The organism is Streptomyces sp. NPDC089919 (assembly GCF_040684615.1).
Lineage (GTDB): Bacteria > Actinomycetota > Actinomycetes > Streptomycetales > Streptomycetaceae > Streptomyces.
In genome coordinates this window covers 1-16,101 of sequence record NZ_JBFBGK010000023.1, presented here as the reverse complement: position 1 = coordinate 16,101, position 16,101 = coordinate 1, and the positions used below count along the sequence as shown (strand labels likewise).

At 73.8% G+C, this 16,101-nt stretch carries 17 protein-coding genes; 5 read left to right on the top strand and 12 right to left on the bottom strand.

The window, feature by feature from the left end; translation table 11 throughout:
* Positions 1-218 precede the first annotated feature (218 nt).
* Genes AB0O40_RS12785 through AB0O40_RS12775 form a run of 3 tightly spaced genes read right to left on the bottom strand, consistent with a single transcriptional unit; the run spans position 219 to position 2,126 of the window.
* Positions 219-1,007, bottom strand: coding sequence for a DUF3710 domain-containing protein (locus AB0O40_RS12785; RefSeq protein WP_365039195.1), 789 nt, complete (start codon positions 1,005-1,007; stop codon positions 219-221).
* 1 nt (position 1,008) lies between these two features.
* Positions 1,009-1,542, bottom strand: a complete 534-nt coding sequence (dut, locus tag AB0O40_RS12780; protein WP_365039192.1) for a dUTP diphosphatase — start codon at positions 1,540-1,542, stop codon at positions 1,009-1,011.
* On the bottom strand, positions 1,542-2,126 hold the full coding sequence (locus AB0O40_RS12775; RefSeq protein ID WP_365039189.1) for a PaaI family thioesterase: 585 nt from the start codon (positions 2,124-2,126) through the stop codon (positions 1,542-1,544). Before AB0O40_RS12775 ends, dut begins: the two co-directional genes overlap by 1 nt.
* A 58-nt stretch (positions 2,127-2,184) precedes the next feature.
* Here AB0O40_RS12775 and AB0O40_RS12770 point away from each other — a divergent pair, with 58 nt between their 5' ends.
* A complete protein-coding gene (locus tag AB0O40_RS12770; RefSeq protein WP_365039186.1) occupies positions 2,185-2,646 on the top strand; it encodes a DUF3093 domain-containing protein in 462 nt (153 codons plus the stop codon).
* Positions 2,647-2,689: 43 nt separating this feature from the next.
* Here AB0O40_RS12770 and AB0O40_RS12765 read toward each other — a convergent pair whose 3' ends face one another.
* The 7 genes from AB0O40_RS12765 to AB0O40_RS12735 form a co-directional block, all read right to left on the bottom strand.
* Positions 2,690-3,589 carry a hypothetical protein gene (locus AB0O40_RS12765; protein WP_365039183.1) on the bottom strand — a complete coding sequence of 300 codons (900 nt, stop codon included), beginning with the start codon at positions 3,587-3,589 and terminating at the stop codon, positions 2,690-2,692.
* Between the two features lie 8 nt (positions 3,590-3,597).
* Positions 3,598-3,894, bottom strand: coding sequence for a DUF4193 domain-containing protein (locus AB0O40_RS12760; protein WP_365039180.1), 297 nt, complete (start codon positions 3,892-3,894; stop codon positions 3,598-3,600).
* Between the two features lie 384 nt (positions 3,895-4,278).
* Positions 4,279-5,523, bottom strand: a complete 1,245-nt coding sequence (locus AB0O40_RS12755) for a HAMP domain-containing sensor histidine kinase (RefSeq protein ID WP_365039177.1) — start codon at positions 5,521-5,523, stop codon at positions 4,279-4,281.
* 5 nt (positions 5,524-5,528) lie between these two features.
* The gene (locus AB0O40_RS12750; protein WP_281206972.1) at positions 5,529-6,182 is read right to left on the bottom strand and encodes a response regulator transcription factor; all 654 of its coding nucleotides are present in this window, start codon (positions 6,180-6,182) and stop codon (positions 5,529-5,531) included.
* A gap of 266 nt (positions 6,183-6,448) precedes the next feature.
* Complete coding sequence (locus AB0O40_RS12745) at positions 6,449-6,616, bottom strand: hypothetical protein (protein ID WP_365039174.1); 168 nt, start codon at positions 6,614-6,616, stop codon at positions 6,449-6,451.
* 212 nt (positions 6,617-6,828) lie between these two features.
* The gene (locus tag AB0O40_RS12740) at positions 6,829-7,632 is read right to left on the bottom strand and encodes an inositol monophosphatase family protein (protein ID WP_365039171.1); all 804 of its coding nucleotides are present in this window, start codon (positions 7,630-7,632) and stop codon (positions 6,829-6,831) included.
* 92 nt (positions 7,633-7,724) lie between these two features.
* A complete protein-coding gene (locus AB0O40_RS12735) occupies positions 7,725-8,894 on the bottom strand; it encodes a ferrochelatase (RefSeq protein WP_365039168.1) in 1,170 nt (389 codons plus the stop codon).
* 181 nt (positions 8,895-9,075) lie between these two features.
* Between AB0O40_RS12735 and AB0O40_RS12730 the strand changes: the two genes are divergently transcribed.
* Both AB0O40_RS12730 and AB0O40_RS12725 read left to right on the top strand, forming a co-directional pair.
* Entirely contained in the window at positions 9,076-10,335 is a 1,260-nt protein-coding gene (locus tag AB0O40_RS12730; RefSeq protein ID WP_365039165.1) for an MFS transporter, read from the top strand.
* Entirely contained in the window at positions 10,277-11,614 is a 1,338-nt protein-coding gene (locus AB0O40_RS12725) for a D-arabinono-1,4-lactone oxidase (protein ID WP_365039162.1), read from the top strand. Before AB0O40_RS12730 ends, AB0O40_RS12725 begins: the two co-directional genes overlap by 59 nt.
* A gap of 3 nt (positions 11,615-11,617) precedes the next feature.
* Here the strand turns inward: AB0O40_RS12725 and AB0O40_RS12720 are convergent, their stop codons facing one another.
* Entirely contained in the window at positions 11,618-12,454 is an 837-nt protein-coding gene (locus AB0O40_RS12720) for a hypothetical protein (RefSeq protein WP_365039159.1), read from the bottom strand.
* Positions 12,455-13,107: 653 nt separating this feature from the next.
* Between AB0O40_RS12720 and sepH the strand changes: the two genes are divergently transcribed.
* Positions 13,108-14,136 (top strand): septation protein SepH, encoded by a 1,029-nt coding sequence (gene sepH / locus AB0O40_RS12715; RefSeq protein ID WP_365039156.1) that lies wholly within the window; start codon positions 13,108-13,110, stop codon positions 14,134-14,136.
* Between the two features lie 184 nt (positions 14,137-14,320).
* Here sepH and AB0O40_RS12710 read toward each other — a convergent pair whose 3' ends face one another.
* Positions 14,321-15,160, bottom strand: coding sequence for a sulfurtransferase (locus AB0O40_RS12710; RefSeq protein ID WP_365039153.1), 840 nt, complete (start codon positions 15,158-15,160; stop codon positions 14,321-14,323).
* Positions 15,161-15,304: 144 nt separating this feature from the next.
* Here AB0O40_RS12710 and AB0O40_RS12705 point away from each other — a divergent pair, with 144 nt between their 5' ends.
* Positions 15,305-16,081: a VOC family protein gene (locus AB0O40_RS12705; protein WP_365039150.1), complete on the top strand. Its 777-nt coding sequence runs from the start codon at positions 15,305-15,307 to the stop codon at positions 16,079-16,081.
* Positions 16,082-16,101 lie beyond the last annotated feature (20 nt).

The window sequence follows — 16,101 nt, the reverse complement described above, 5'->3', positions numbered from 1 at the left end:
GTACGACCCCTCCGAGCAAACCCCGGCTCCCGCACGTCCGCTCGCCCCTTGACGGATCCCATACGCCCCCGGCCGCCGCCTTGACGTCTCCCTGACGGGACCACCGGGACCTGCGGGCCTGCGGTTACCGCCGGGACGGCGAAAAGGCCGGTGGGCCGCACCCCTCGGAAAGGGGTGCGGCCCACCGGCCTCGACTGACCTGAACCGGTCGGTGCGGGTCAGCGCACCTCGGTGATCTCGGGCCCGCGCTCGAGCTGGCCCATCCCGCCGGAGAAGCGGGAGCCCTCGGCGTCCTCGGTCTGCACGCCGTCCGGCACCATCTGGGCGTCGTTGGGCAGCTTGAGGACGATCGGGTCGCGCGGGGCCATCGGACCCTCGCCGCGGGTCACGACGGTGTCCCGGAAGATCTGCTCCAGCAGGCCCGCGGCCTCGGGCTGCACCGCGCCCTGCCCGGAGATCACACCGCGCAGGAACCAGCGGGGCCCGTCGACGCCGACGAAGCGCACCAGCTGGACGCCGCCGGTGCCGTCCGGCAGCTGTACCGGGACCTGCGCGCGCAGCTCCCAGCCCAGCGGGCCCTCGACCTCGTCGATGACACCGCCCTGCTGGGTGATGCCGGAGGCGATCTCCTCGCGGACCTCGCCCCAGATGCCCTCCTTCTTGGGGGCGGCGAAGGCCTGCAGCTGGATGGCGCTGTCGCGCAGCACCACCGTGGCGGCGACGATCGCGTCACCGGCCACCTCCACCCGCAGCTCCATGCCCTCGACCCCCGGCACGAAGATGCCGCCGAGGTCGACGCGGCCCTCGGTGGGGTCACCCACCTCGGAGACGTCCCAGGGGCCGTCCGGCCGCGGGGCCGGCGGCAGGTTCACCCGGCGCTGCTCGCCCGTGGTCAAGCCGGCGAGCTGATCGGCGTCCGGCTCCTCGCCACCGACGCCGTCGACGACCTGCTCGGCCTCGCCCGCCACACTCTCGGCGGCGCTGCTCTTCTTGCGACGTCCGAACACGTCACTGTCCTTCCCGGTCGGATACGACCGAAGCGTAGCCATTCCCACCCTGCTGCCCAGCGCCGGATCCGGCCACGGCGGCATGCCCGCCCGTGGATCCGAAACCCCCCTCGGCACGTGCCGAGCCGGGAAGTTCCGCCACCTCGTGGAAGCGCACCCTCTCGACCCGCTGGACGACCAGTTGGGCAATGCGGTCGAAGCGCTCGAACCGGACGCTTTCGCGGGGGTCGAGGTTGACCACAATCACCTTGATCTCCCCACGGTACCCGGCATCCACCGTCCCTGGGGCATTCACGAGGGCGAGCCCGCACCGGGCCGCCAGGCCGGAGCGCGGATGCACGAAGGCCGCGTACCCGTCCGGCAGGGCGATCGACACGCCGGTGGGCAGCACGGTGCGCTCGCCGGGGGCGAGCTCCGCGGCCTGGGTGGTGACGAGGTCGCAGCCCGCGTCACCGGGGTGACCGTACGCGGGAACGGGCACCTCGGGGTCGACGAGCTTGATCAGCACGTCGACGGGCGCGTGGTTCTGGGACATCAGGGGTTCACCTCGAAGGCGCGGGCGCGCCTGACCTGGTCCGGGTCGGACATCGCCGCCCGGATCTCCTCGGGCCGACCGTTCTCGATGAAGTGGTCGACCTTGACCTCGATGAAGAGCGCGTCGGCACGGACGGCGACGGGCCCCTCGGGGCCGCCTATCCGGCCCACGGCGGTGGAGTAGATCTTCCGCCCGGCCACCGCCGTCACCTCGGCCTCGAGGTACAGCACGGTGTCCACCGGTACCGGACGCACGAAGTCGGTCTCCAGCCGGCCGGTCACCGCGATCACCCGCAGCAGCCAGTTCAGCGAGCCGAGGGTCTCGTCGAGCGCGGTGGCCAGCACCCCGCCGTGCGCGAGGCCCGGTGCGCCCTGGTGGGCGGCCTTGACGGTGAACTCGGCGGTGACGCGCACGCCCTCGCCGGCCCGGGCCGCCAGGTGGAGTCCGTGCGGCTGGCCCTCCCCGCAGCCGAAACAGTGGCCGTAGTGCGCACCGAGCAGCTCGCCGGGGGCCGGGGCATCGGGATGCCGCACCGGCACGGCGGCATCGGCCGGGGGCGTCAACGCTGTGTTTCGTCCACTCACAGGCGCAGACCTTACCCGCGCGGCTACCCGGCGGTCGCCCCGTGCCAAGCTTGGGGTCATGCAGCTCTCCGCCTCGCACCACGACGAACGCCTGACCGCCCCCCGCTCCTGGTGGGCGATCGCCGTCCTGGTCGGCCTCGCCGGGGCACTGATCATGCTCCCGCTGGGGGCCGCGCCGGCGCTGGCCGGACTGGTCGTCGGCGCCGCCCTGGCCGGGGTGCTGGTGAGTTCGTACGGGTCCGCGCGCGTGCGCGTGGTCGGCGGCAAGCTGGCCGCCGGCGAGGCCAGCATCCCGGTGACCGCCCTGGGCGACCCCGAGGTGCTGGACGCCGAGGAGGCCCGGGCCTGGCGGACGCACAAGGCCGATCCGCGGGCGTACATGCTGATGCGCAGCTACGTGCCGACGGCGGTCCGGATCCCGGTCACCGACCCGGCCGACCCGACGCCGTACGTCTACCTGTCCACCCGCGAGCCGGCGGCCCTGGTAGCGGCCCTGAAGGCCGCGCAGCAGGCGGCGTAGGGCACTGCGCCCGCGGGCGCGGCGGACGGGGCCGGTACGGGTCTCAGCCCTCGGTACCCGGCCCCAGCGCGTGCGGGTTGTGGCCCGGCGGCGGCAGCGGCCGCGGGTGCTGCTCCAGCGGCGGCAGCCCCTCCAGCGCGGCCCACGGCACCGCACGGCGGCGCAGGTCGGCGCGGACCTTCTCGGCCAGCTTGCGGGTGTCGCGCCGGTTCATCACGGCGCCGACGGTGGCGCCGACCATGAACGGCAGCAGGTTGGGGAGGTTGCGCACCATGCGCTTCATGATCTGTTGGCGCAGTTCGCGCTTCATCTGACCGCCCAGCGCCGCGTTGAGCGTGGTGGGCTTGGTCAGGTCGATGCCGCGCTCCTCGGTCCAGGCGCCGAGGTAGGCCAGGCTGCGCTCCTTGAGCGAGCCCGGCGGGCGCAGGCCGTAGACCTCGTGGAGTTCCGCGACGAGCTTGAACTCGATGGCAGCGACCCCGGTGATCTCGGCCGCGAGCTCGGCCGGCATGGCGGGCGGCACCGGCAGCATGGCCGCCGCTCCGACGCCCGCGCCGACCGTCGAGGTGGCGTTGGCGGCTCCCGCGATCAGCTTGTCGGCAAGCTGATCGGGGCCCAACCCCGGGAACTGCGCGCGCAGGGTCGCGAGGTCCCGTACGGGCACTCTGGGGGCGTTCTCGATGATCCGGTCGACCAGGTAGCCCAGGGCCGCCCGGGCGCCCACGCCGCCCTTGCGCACGCCGTCCTTGACGGCCTGCAGGCGGCGAGCCCCGGTCGGCTGCCGGGGCCCATCACCGGCCGCCGCGCCGGCAGCCGGCAGCGGGGCGGAGGGTACGGCGGGAGTCAGGGCGCCCGTTTCCGGGTCGGTGCCTCCCTCGTACGCCTCCGCTGGACCCTGCGGCTTACGGAAGCGTCGCTTCCGCGACGGCGTCGAGCCTGCCACGGCGGCTGTCAGTCGCAGTCGCGGCAGATCGGCTGGCCGTTCTTCTCACGCGCCAGCTGGCTGCGGTGGTGGACCAGGAAGCAGCTCATGCAGGTGAACTCGTCAGCCTGCTTGGGCAGCACCCGGACGGCGAGCTCTTCGTTGGAAAGGTCCGCGCCCGGGAGCTCCAGGCCCTCCGCGGCGTCAAAGTCGTCCACGTCGACCGAGGACGAAGACTTGTCGCTGCGCCGAGCCTTCAGCTCTTCGATGCTGTCACTGTCGACGTCGTCGTCGGTCTTGCGTGGGGTGTCGTAGTCCGTTGCCATAGTTCGCTCTCCCCCTCTGGGTGTTAGCGGTGTCTCAGCGCACGTAACGCGCGAGAGGCCGGACTTGTGCCCGACCTGAGGCGGAGATTTTGCCTCACATCAAGGTCTGTTACTCAATCGACACCCAGCCGCACGCCTGAAGGAGCGATCGGCGGGGATGTCGAGCGGGACCGTACACGGTCCCGGGGGTGTGCCGCATCGGTGCCACCCCGTGTGATTCCCGCCTTTCAGGGTGCCGGAAACCCGGACTTTCCCGGGCTTTCGGCACCTCTTGGGGTGACGGTACGTACAGGGGCGGCCACACGGCACTGTGATCGATCACACAAGAACCCGCCGGGGACAACCCCCGGCAATTTCGCCCATAGCGAACAGGCTCTCCGGGGATCAGATCGGCAGCGTGACACGCATCACGAGGCCACCGCCCTCTCTGGGCTCCGCGTGGATCCGGCCGCCGTGCGCCCGGGCCACCGAGCGCGCGATGGAGAGACCCAGGCCGACGCCCTTGTCACTGCCCGTCCGCTCGGTCCGCAGCCGCCGGAACGGTTCGAAGAGATTGTCGATCTCGTATGCGGGAACCACGGGACCCGTGTTCGACACCACGAGCACCGCCTGGCCGTGCTGAGCCTCGGTGGTGACCTCCACCCAGCCGCCCTCGGGGACGTTGTACCGGACGGCGTTCTGGACCAGGTTGAGGGCGATCCGCTCGAGCAGGACGCCGTTGCCCTGGACGACCGCCAGCGCCCGCTCCCCGCGGATCTCCACGCCCTTGGCCTCGGCCTCGGCGCGCGCCTGGTCGAGGGCGCGCGAGGCCACCTCCGCCAGGTCCACCGGCTTGCGCTCCACCAGCTGGTTGTCGCTCCGGGCCAGCAGCAGCAGGCCCTCCACCAGCTGCTCGCTGCGCTCGTTGGTCGCCAGCAGCGTCTTGCCGAGCTGCTGGAGCTCCACCGGCGCCCCGGGGTCGGAGAGGTGCACCTCCAGCAGGGTCCGGTTGATGGCCAGCGGCGTGCGCAGCTCGTGGGAGGCGTTCCCGACGAACCGCTGCTGGGCGGTGAAGGCCCGCTCCAGGCGCTCCAGCATCTCGTCGAAGGTGTCGGCCAGCTCCTTGAGCTCGTCGTCCGGGCCGTCCAGCTCGATCCGCCGGCTCAGGTCGGAGCCGACCACCCGCTGGGCGGTCCGGGTGATCTTCCCGAGCGGGGAAAGCACCCGGCCGGCCATCGCGTACCCGAAGGCGAACGCGATGATGCTCAGCCCCAGCAGGGCCATCAGGGAGCGGCTCAGGAGGTCGTCCAGGGCGCGCTTCTTCTGGTGGTCCATGCAGGCCGCGATGGCCTGGTTGAACTGGTCGAGGGTCTGGTTGCCGCCCACGCCGGGGCAGGTCGCGCTGGTCACCTGGACGTTGGTGCCGCCCACGATCTTGAACGGCGGCGAGCTGCCGCCGTGCAGCGCCTGGGCGGCGAGCAGGTAGATGATCGAGAGCAGCAGGATGCCGGCGATCAGGAACATGCCGCCGTAGAGCAGCGTCAGACGTATCCGGATCGTCGGCCTGAGCCAAGGGAAGGGACCCTCGGGCGGGCCGGGGTCCCAGGTGGGTTTCGGTGGTGCCGCCGGTGGTGGCGGGGTCGTGGCCACCGGCGTCAGATCCGGTAGCCGGAGCCCGGCACGGTCACGATGACCGGCGGTTCACCGAGCTTGCGCCGCAGGGTCATGACGGTCACCCGCACCACGTTGGTGAAGGGGTCGGTGTTCTCGTCCCAGGCCTTCTCGAGCAGCTGCTCGGCCGAGACGACCGTGCCCTCGCTGCGCATCAGGACCTCCAGCACCGCGAACTCCTTGGGCGCCAGCTGCACCTCCCGGCCGTCCCGGAACACCTCGCGGCGGTTGGGGTCCAGCTTGATGCCGGCCCGCTCCAGCACCGGCGGCAGCGCCACGGTCGTGCGCCGCCCCAGGGCGCGCACGCGGGCGGTCAGCTCGGTGAAGGCGAAGGGCTTGGGCAGGTAGTCGTCCGCGCCGAGCTCCAGGCCCTCCACCCGGTCGCTGACGTCGCCGGAGGCGGTCAGCATGAGCACGCGGGTGGGCATGCCGAGCTCGACGATCTTGCGGCAGACGTCGTCGCCGTGCACGAGGGGGAGGTCCCGGTCGAGCACGACCACGTCGTAGTCGTTGACGCCCACGCGCTCCAGGGCCGCCGCGCCGTCGTACACGACGTCCACGGCCATGGCCTCCCGGCGCAGTCCGGTGGCCACCGCATCGGCGAGCAGCTGCTCGTCCTCGACGACGAGTACGCGCACGTCGTTTCCTTCCTCATGGGCCCGGGGGCGGGCCAGGGTCTTGTTGCCCGTCCATCCTGCCCTTTTCTCCGGTAAACCGGCTGTAAGGCGCTGCTGAGGGGGCCGGCGGCGGCAGAAGGGCCCCGGGACGGCCCCGGACGGCGGCCAGGAGGCTCCCCCGGACACGGCGGGGCCCCGGCACCCTGATCGGATGCCGGGGCCCCACCGGCCGCCGCTGGGCGCCTCGGCCGCCTCCTGCACGGAGACGCCCTCGCGCCGCGTGCGCGCTATGCCGCGGTCAGCCTCACTCCGTGCTCGGCGGCCAGCCGGTGCAGGTCCTCCAGCTCTGCCAGCTCGACTTCCGCCAGGAAGTCGTCGCCCGTCTCGCGGGCCCGCGTGAGGTCGGTCTCCGTGGTCCTGATGCGCTGCAGAAGACCTGCGGTGAATGCGTCCATGGTGCGCCCCCTCTTCGTGGGTCGGGGTCGGTGGCACGGGGGTGTGCCGATCCCCCCGTGACACGCAGCACGCCGCGGTCGAGGGGTGATCGAGGGTGTGTAGCCCCCTCATCCCCGCCCCCCGCAACCCAGAAACCTCGCAAGGCCCGTGAATCCTCTCCTCCGCCCCCGGGGAAGCGCGGGGCGGACGCCCTCCGGGGCCCGGCGCGGGGTCAGTCGTGCCAGGCCCCGGCCTCGTCGAGCAGTGCGCCGAGCGGCCCGAAGACCGCCGGGGTGGCCGCCAGGACCAGTTCGCCCGAGGGCGGCGAACCGGGGCGCCCACCGGTCAGCGCGCCCGCCTCGCGGGCGATCAGGTCACCGGCCGCCAGGTCCCAGGGGTGCAGCCCGCGTTCGTAGTAGGCGTCCAGCCGGCCGGCCGCCACGTCGCACAGGTCCACGGCCGCCGAACCGCCGCGCCGGATGTCGCGGACCCGGGGGATCAACCGCTGCGCCACGTCCGCCTGGTGCGCCCGGACGGTCTGGACGTAGTTGAAGCCGGTGGCCACCAGCGCCTGGTCGAGCGGCGCGGCGGCCCGGCAGCGCAGCGGCCCGCCGCCGGCCAGCCAGGCCCCCTCGCCGAGCACGGCGTGGTACGTCTCGCCGCGCATGGGCGCCGCGACCACCCCGACCACGGTCTCGCCGTGGTACTCGGCGGCGATGGAGACGGCCCAAGAGGGCAGGCCGTAGAGGTAGTTCACGGTGCCGTCGAGCGGGTCGACCACCCAGCGGACCCCGCTGGTGCCCGCGCTGCTGGCGCCCTCCTCGCCGAGGAGGCCGTCGTCGGGCCGGTGCGCGGCCAGGAAGTCGGTGATCAGCTTCTCGGCGGCGATGTCCATCTCGGTGACCACGTCGATCGGGCTGGACTTGACGGCGGCCACCCCGAGGTCGGCGGGGCGGCCGTCGCGCAGCAGCTCCCCGGCCTGCCGGGCGGCCTCCAGGGCGAGGCCCAGCAGTTCGGTCTTCAGCAGGTCGGTCACGGCTCTCCTCGGCGGCGGTGCGGTCGGCGGTGCGCTCGCCGGCCCGGGGACGCACCCCGGACCGGCCGGTCGTACGGACGGACGGGCCCCGGTCAGGCGAAGGGGCTGTCCTCGCCCGCGGCGGCCGGCCGCGGGGCGCGCGCCGGGCAGCAGCCCACCGCGCACAGGTCCTGGCCGGCTCCCAGAGTGCCGACCCAGCAGCGCTCCACCGCGTCGCCGCGCTCGGCGGCGGCCCGCTCCAGGAGCAGTTCGCGCACGGCGGCGGCGAACCGCGGGTCCGCGCCGACGGTGGCGGACCGGGCCACCGGCAGGCCGAGCTCGGCCGCCTTGGCGGTGGCCTCGGTGTCGAGGTCGTACATGACCTCCATGTGGTCCGAGACGAAGCCGATCGGGACCATCACCGCGGCCGGCGCGCCCTCGGCGTGCAGGGACTCCAGGTGGTCGCAGACGTCCGGCTCCAGCCAGGGGATGTGCGGGGCGCCGCTGCGGGACTGGTAGACCAGCTTCCAGGGGTGCTCCCGGCCGGTGCGGGCGGCGACCTCGGCGGCGATCACCCGCGCCACGTCCAGGTGCTGGCGGACGTACGCCCCGCCCGCGCCGCCGGTGGTGTGCTCCTCGACCGGTCCGGAGGCGTCGGCCGCGGCGGTCGGGATGGAGTGGGTGGTGAAGGCCAGGTGCGCGCCGGCGCGCACCTCCTCCGGCAGCGCCTCCAGCGCCGCGACGACCCCGTCGGTCATCGGGCCGACGAAGCCGGGGTGGTTGAAGTAGTGCCGCAGCTTGTCGACCCGGGGCACCGCCACCCCCTCCTCGGTGAGCGCGGCCAGCGAGTCGGCCAGGTTCTCGCGGTACTGGCGGCAGCCGGAGTACGAGGCGTACGCGCTGGTGGTGAGCACCGCGACGCGGCGGTGCCCGTCGGCGGCCAGCTCGCGCAGGGCGTCGGTGAGGTACGGGGCCCAGTTGCGGTTGCCCCAGTAGACCGGCAGGTCCAGGCCGTGCCCGGCGAAGTCCTTGCGCAGGGCGTCGAGCAGCCGGCGGTTCTGCTCGTTGATCGGGCTGACCCCGCCGAAGCCGAAGTAGTGCTGCCCGACCTCCTTGAGGCGCTCGCGCGGGATGCCCCGGCCCCGGGTGACGTTCTCCAGGAAGGGGACCACGTCGTCGGGCCCCTCGGGGCCGCCGAAGGACAGCAGCAGCAGGGCGTCGTAGGGACGGGCGTCGGGGCGGGCCGCGGCGCCGGCCGCGGACTGAGCGAGCTGGTCTGGCATGTCCCGAATCCTGCCACCCGGCACCGACAGCCGGTAACCGGCCTCGCCCGGGTCTCGGGTCCTGGACGCCGGGCCGGTACGGAGGAGGTGCGCCCGACCTAACTTTTCGGATGATTCGCTGCGGACCGGCAGGGCGGGCCGTAACCTGTAGTGGCCATCTACGTCCCTTACGGAGCGCCCCTTGGCCAGTCCCTACCGCGCGATCTTCGCCACCCCCGGCGCCCGCGCGTTCACCGTGGCCGGATTCTTCGGGCGCATGCCCCTGTCCATGCTCGGCATCGGCGTCGTGACGATGGTCTCCCAGCTGACCGGCCGCTACCGGCTGGCCGGCGCGCTGACCGCCACCCTCGCCCTGTCCGCGGCGGCGCTCGGCCCCCAGGTCTCGCGGCTGGTGGACCAGTACGGCCAGCGCCGGGTGCTGCGGCCGGCCACCCTCATATCGGTGGCCGCCGTCTCCGGGCTGCTGATAGCCGCCCAGCGCGGGGCGCCGGACTGGGTGCTCTTCCTCTGCACCGCCGGGGCGGGCTGCGTGCCCAGCGTCGGCGCCATGCTGCGGGCCCGCTGGACGGCCGTCTACCGCAACTCCCCGCGGGAGCTGCACACGGCCTACTCCTTCGAGTCCGTGATGGACGAGGTCTGCTTCATCGTCGGGCCGATCGCCTCCATCGGCCTGTCCACCGCCTGGTTCCCCGAGGCCGGCCCCCTGATCGCCGCCGTCTTCCTGCTGGTGGGCGTCTTCTGGCTGACCGCCCAGCGGGCCACCGAGCCCGCCCCGCACCCGCGCGAGCCCGGCGCGGACCGGCGCTCGGCGCTGCGCTCCCCCGGCCTCCAGGTGCTCGTGGCCACCTTCGTCGCCACCGGCGCGATCTTCGGCTCGATCGACGTGGTGACCGTGGCCTTCGCCGAGGAGCAGGGCCACAAGGCCGCGGCCAGCCTGGTCCTGGCGGTTTGGGCGCTGGGGTCCTGTATCGCCGGACTCCTCTTCGGCCTGCTCCATCTCAAGGGCCGGACGGAAGTGCGCTGGGTACTGGGCATCTGTGCGATGGCCGTGAGTATGATCCCCCTCCTACTGGCCGGGAACCTTCCGTTTCTGGCCGTGGCGCTCTTTGTCGCGGGCCTCGCCATCGCACCCACGATGGTCACCACCATGGCCTTGATCGAGGCGCACGTACCGCGCGCGAAGCTGACCGAAGGCATGACCTGGACCGGCACCGGGCTCGCCGTGGGCGTCGCGCTGGGCTCGTCGGTCGCCGGCTGGGTCATCGACTCGGCCGGGGCGGAGCGGGCGTACGTGGTCCCGATCGCGGCAGGGGCCGCCGCGGCGGCGGTGGCGTTCGCGGGTTATCGACGGCTCACCAGGCCGGCGCATGGGGAGGAACCCGATGGGCACGCAGAGCAGCACGAAGACGACCACGACCGCGGCGCCCAGCACGTGGCGTAACTGGGCCGGCAACGTCAGCGCCCGGCCGGTCCGGGTGGCCGAGCCCCGCTCGGTGGACGAGCTCCGGGAGACCGTCCGGCGGGCCGCCGCCGACGGCCTCAAGGTCAAGGCGGTCGGCACCGGCCACTCCTTCACCTCCGCCGCGGCCACCGACGGCGTGCTGGTCCGCCCCCAGGCCCTGAGCGGCATCCGGCACATCGACCGCGAGGCGGGCACCGTCACGGTCGCGGCCGGCACCGCCCTCAAGGACCTCAACCTCGCCCTGGCCCGCGAAGGACTCTCGCTGACCAACATGGGCGACATCATGGAGCAGACGGTCTCCGGCGCCACCAGCACCGGCACCCACGGCACCGGCCGCGACTCCGCCTCCATCGCCGCCCAGATCCGCGCCCTGGAGCTGGTCACCGCCGACGGCCGGCTGCTCACCTGTTCGGAGAAGGAGAACCCGGAGGTCTTCGCGGCCGCCCGGGTCGGCATCGGCGCCCTGGGCATCGTCACCTCGATCACCTTCGCGGTCGAACCGCTCTTCCTGCTGACCGCGCGCGAGGAGCCGATGGCCTTCGAGCGGGTGACCGCCGAGTTCGACCAGCACTGGGCGGAGAACGAGCACTTCGAGTTCTACTGGTTCCCGCACACCGGCAACTGCAACACCAAGCGCAACAACCGCAGCACCGGCCCGGCCGCCCCCAACGGCGCGGTCAGCGGCTGGATCGAGGACGAACTCCTCTCGAACGGCCTCTTCCAGGCGGCCTGTTCGCTGGGCCGTACGGTCCCGGCCACCATCCCCTCGATCGCCCGGCTCGCCAGCAAGGCGCTGTCCGCCCGCACCTACACGGACATCCCCTACAAGGTCTTCACCAGCCCGCGCCGGGTCCGCTTCGTCGAGATGGAGTACGCCCTGCCGCGCGCGGCCGTGGTCGACGCCCTGCGGGAGCTGCGCACCCTGGTCGACCGCTCCGACCTGCGGATCAGCTTCCCCGTGGAGGTGCGCACCGCTCCCGCGGACGACATCGCCCTGTCCACCGCCTCCGGACGCGACTCGGCGTACATCGCGGTGCACATGTACAAGGGCACGCCCTACCACGAGTACTTCACCGCGGCCGAGCGCATCTTCACCGCGCACGCCGGGCGTCCGCACTGGGGCAAGGTGCACACCCGCGACGCCGCGTACCTCGCCGGGGTCTACCCGCGCTTCGGGGAGTTCACCGCGCTGCGCGACCGGCTGGACCCGGACCGGCTGTTCGGCAACGACTACCTGCGCCGGGTGCTGGGCGACTGACCGTCAGCCGGTGCCGGCCGTGGCGCCGTTCCCCTCCTTCGGGGTGCCCCCGTCCGCGCCCGGGCCGCCGTCGGCCCCCGTCGAGCGGTGCGGCGTGGGGGTGGGCTCCGGGGTCGGCGGGGTCGGGGTGGGCGTGGGGTCCGACGGGCTCGGCGAGGGCGTCGGGTCCGTCGAGTGCGAGGGGCCCGGCGTGGGCGTCGGGTCCCCGCCGGTGGAGCGGGAGGGGTCCGGGCCCGGGTCCTGCCGGTGCGTGGCGCCGCCGCCGTCGGGCGTCGGCCGGTCCTGCTCGCCCTTCTCCGGTGCGGGGTCCTGCTGCCGGTGCTGCGAACCGCCGGTGGTGACGCCGCCGAAGGTGCTGGTGTTCCCGGACACCTGCTCGTACACGGCGATCCCGCCCATGGACACGCCGAACACCAGCGCCGCCGCGAGCGCCTTGGCCCGCCAGCCCCGCACCCGCGTCCCGTGCGTCGAGGCCGCCCCGAAGTCCTCGCCGGCCACGGGCGGCCGCCCGGTCGGGTCGACGGCGCGGAGCAACCGGGTCCGGTCGGGATCGGCGGCCGGGAGCAACTGCGTCCGGTCCGCCGCCGGGAGGATCCGGGTGGCGTCCTCGTACGGACCGGGGGCCGGGGCCGGCGGCGTCCGGACCTGACGGGCCTTCGGGCGGACCGCCTCGCCGCCCTCGCGGATGGTCTCGCCGGTGCGCTTGAAGAAGTGCTGGATGACCGGCCCGCCGGCGGTGGCCACCACGCTGACCACACCGGCGCCGAGGATGGTCCCGTACACCCCCATCTTGGAGGCGAGATAGGCCGCCGCGATGGTGGCGAGGGAACTGCCCGCCACTTGGGTGATACTCAGGTCCAGCCGCTTCCCGGCGGCCCCTTCGGCCCCGGTCGGCTCCGTCGCCGCTCCGGTCGCGGCGGTCTGTGCGGCCTCACCCGGCGCGCCCGTTTTCTGCCCCATGCCCAGCCTCTGACGTCCCTCCGCCGCCCTTCGTCGCGGGCGCTTACAGCAGTTACTGACATGTGGGCGAAGCCGATAGTTCCACTTAGCGGGATTCTGTGAACCAAGACACCCGAAAACGCCCGTCGCGTCAGGCGCCCGTAAGGAATCCAGCGCCTCAACTCCCCACCCGCAGGACAAGTTCGGCGGCGCGGCGGTCCACCCCGGTGGCCCGAATGGAGTACTGTGGCGAGCCCTGGGGCCGCGCTTCCTTTCGGATGACCGGACCCGGGAGAGGGGGCCGGTTACTCGAAGGAGCGGCGCTCGAAACCGGCGACGCCAAGGCATCGCACGAGAGCCTGCTGCGCAGAGTGACCAAGTCGTCACTATGAGTGGCGAACAGGCAACCGTGCCATACCGGCGATCAAGGGCGCATGCCCGACACGCGGGTTTAACTCGGCAAGGTTGTGGCAGGCTGCACCCGGGCAGGCCACACTCGACTAGCGGAAGCAGCGACGCACGTGACGTCGGCAGGCACCACCCGGGAGGTCCCCATGCCCGAACTGCGTGTCGTGGCCGTCTCGAATGACGGCACACGACTGGTGCTCAAGGCTGCGGACGGCACGGAGTTCACCCTTCCGATCGACGAGCGGCTGCGCGCCGCCGTGCGCAACGACCGCGCGCGGCTCGGGCAGATCGAGATCGAGGTGGAGTCCCACCTCCGCCCCCGGGACATCCAGGCGCGGATACGTGCCGGTGCCTCCGCGGAGGAGGTCGCACAGCTCGCCGGCATCCCCGTCGACCGGGTGCGCCGTTTCGAGGGTCCCGTGCTGGCCGAGCGCGCCTTCATGGCGGAGCGGGCCCGCAAGACCCCCGTACGCCGCCCCGGCGAGAGCGCGGGACCGCAGCTGGGCGAGGCCGTCCAGGAGCGGCTGTCCCTGCGCGGTGCCGAGAAGGACACCGTCCAGTGGGACTCCTGGCGCCGCGACGACGGCACCTGGGAGGTCCTGCTGGTCTACCGGGTGGCGGGCGAGCCGCACTCGGCGAGCTGGAGCTACGACCCGCCGCGGCGGCTCGTCCAGGCCGTCGACGACGAGGCGCGTTCGCTGATCGGCGAGTCCGACGACCTGCCGGCGCCCGAGCCGAGCTTCCCGTTCGTGCCCCGGATCGCGCGGCTGCCGCGCGACCGGCCGCTGGACCGCGCCCTGGACCGGCAGATGCCGGCCATCGCGCCGGCCCCGCCGGCCCCGGAGCCGGAGGAGGAGCGCGACTCGCTCACCAGCCTGCTCGAGGCCGTGCCCAGTTTCCGCGGAGACCTGGTCGTGCCGGAGCGGCCGGCCCCGCCCGTGGAGGAGCCCGAGACGGCCGTCGCCTCGGAGGAGGCGGCCCCCGCCGCCTCGGCCGGGGCGGGCGCCGCGTACGCCGACGTCCTCATGCCGAGGTCGGTGGCCGGCCACCGCGAGCGCCTGACCGGCACCACCGACCGCCAGGCCGAAGCCGACGGCGTCCGCCCCGGCCGCCGAGCCGCCGTCCCCAGCTGGGACGAAATCGTCTTCGGCACGAGGCGCAAGAAGCAGGAGTAGCGGCCCCCGCAACTGTCGCCTCAATCGCCGGCGAGGCTGGATTTCCAGCCTCGCCGGCGATTGAGGCGCGGGGTCCGGGGCAGCGTCCCGGTTTCGGGATGGGGGTCCCCCCGGACGGAGTCTGGGGGAGGGCGGGGAGGGGACCAGCTCCGCGCAGCGGCCCCACCCGCACCCCCACCGGCCGTCAGCCCGGCAGCGGCCCGGTCGCAACCGGCCGGCCCGGATCCCGAGACCACTCGGACCAGGAGCCCGCGTAAAGGGCCGCCCGCACCCCCGCCACGGCAAGCGCCAGCACCTCGTGCGCCCCGGAAACCCCCGACCCGCAGTACACCCCGACGGCCGCCCCACCGGCAGCCGCCCCCAGCTCACTGAACCGCGAAGCCAACTCCCCGGCGGGGAGGAAGAGCCCGTCATCCCCCACGTTCGACGTCGTCGGCGCCGACACGGCCCCCGGCACGTGCCCCCCGACCGGATCGATCGGCTCGACCTCACCCCGGTACCGCTCCCCCGCCCGCGCGTCCAGCAGCACCCCCGAACGGGCCAGCGCCGCCGCCCCGTCCGCGTCCAGCAGGCCCATCGCCCCCGGGCTTGGCTTGAAATCGCCTTCGGCCGGCGCCGGCACCTCGGCGGTCACCGGCCCGCCCGCCGCCCGCCACGCGGCCAGGCCCCCGTCCAGGACCCGGACCTCCTCGTGACCCGTCCAGCGCAACAGCCACCAGGCGCGTGCGGCGGCCCAGCCCAGCCCGCCGTCGTACACGACCACCGGCTCCCCGCGGCGCACTCCCGCCCGCCGCATCACGGCCCCGAAGGCCTCGGGGTCCGGCAGCGGATGCCGGCCGCCGGCCCCCGGCGGACCAGCCAGTTCGCGGTCCAGGTCGACGAAGACGGCGCCCGGCAGGTGCCCGGAGTCGTAGGCGGGGCGCTGGTCGGGGCCGCCCAACTGCCAGCGGACGTCGAGGAGGACCGGGGGCCGGGAACCGGCCAGCTCGTGCGCGAGCTCTGCGGCGGAAAGGATCGCGTTCATGCGCCCATCCTCCTCCAGCGGCCCTTCCCCGCGTAACAGGGCCGAAATCACCGGGCCGAACCGATTCGGTCATCTCTGGCCGGGCGCCCGAAAGTGGGCGCGGCCGGGGCGCGGCCGACGGCGCGGAGTGCCACCATCGTGCCCATGACCGAGCAGGCGATCCGCCGCACGCCCGGCACCCCGTGCTGGGTCAGCCTCATGGTGCACGGGCTGGCCGCGACCAAGGAGTTCTACACCGCCCTCTTCGGCTGGGAGTACGCCCCGGGCCCGGGCGAGCTGGGCCCGTACGTACGGGCCCGGCTGGACGGCCGGGAGGTGGCCGGCATCGGGCAGTTGCCGCCCGACCGCCACCTGGCCACCGCCTGGACGACGTACCTGGCCACCGACGATGCCGACACCACGGCCGAGCTGATCCGCAGCTGCGGCGGGACCGTCGCGGTGGGGCCGCTGGACGCCGAGGACGCCGGTCGGATCGCGCTCTGCGCGGACCCGGCCGGGGCGGTCTTCGGCATCTGGCAGGCCGCCGCGCACCTCGGCACCCGGCTGACCGGCCCGCCGGGCACGCCCGTGTGGAACGAGCTGGTCACCCGAGAGACCTCCGCCGTCGCCAAGTTCTACCAGGTGGTCTTCGGCCACCGGCCGGAGCAGGGGCCCGCCGAGGACTTCGACTACTTGACGCTGCACCTGGCCGACGGGCCGGTGTGCGCCCTGCACGGCGTCGGGCGGGCGCTGCCGCCGGACCGGGGCGCCCACTGGATGACCTCGTTCCGGGCCGCCGACACGGACGCGGCGGCGGCCCTGGTGACCGAGTTGGGCGGACGCGTCCTGAGCGCGCCGCACGACGGGCCCCGGGGCCGCAGCGCCGTGGTCGCCGATCCGGAGGGCGCGGTCTTCACTCTGGTCGGACCGGCGGCGGGCTGAACGCGCCGGGGCCCCGCGGC

Coding starts and splice junctions, on each gene's coding strand:
- dut (WP_365039192.1), bottom strand. CDS start 1,542: ATGTCCCAGAACCACGCGCCCGTCGACGTGCTGATCAAGCTCGTCGAC.
- AB0O40_RS12770 (WP_365039186.1), top strand. CDS start 2,185: ATGCAGCTCTCCGCCTCGCACCACGACGAACGCCTGACCGCCCCCCGC.
- AB0O40_RS12760 (WP_365039180.1), bottom strand. CDS start 3,894: ATGGCAACGGACTACGACACCCCACGCAAGACCGACGACGACGTCGAC.
- AB0O40_RS12745 (WP_365039174.1), bottom strand. CDS start 6,616: ATGGACGCATTCACCGCAGGTCTTCTGCAGCGCATCAGGACCACGGAG.
- AB0O40_RS12735 (WP_365039168.1), bottom strand. CDS start 8,894: ATGCCAGACCAGCTCGCTCAGTCCGCGGCCGGCGCCGCGGCCCGCCCC.
- AB0O40_RS12725 (WP_365039162.1), top strand. CDS start 10,277: ATGGGCACGCAGAGCAGCACGAAGACGACCACGACCGCGGCGCCCAGC.
- sepH (WP_365039156.1), top strand. CDS start 13,108: ATGCCCGAACTGCGTGTCGTGGCCGTCTCGAATGACGGCACACGACTG.
- AB0O40_RS12710 (WP_365039153.1), bottom strand. CDS start 15,160: ATGAACGCGATCCTTTCCGCCGCAGAGCTCGCGCACGAGCTGGCCGGT.
- AB0O40_RS12705 (WP_365039150.1), top strand. CDS start 15,305: ATGACCGAGCAGGCGATCCGCCGCACGCCCGGCACCCCGTGCTGGGTC.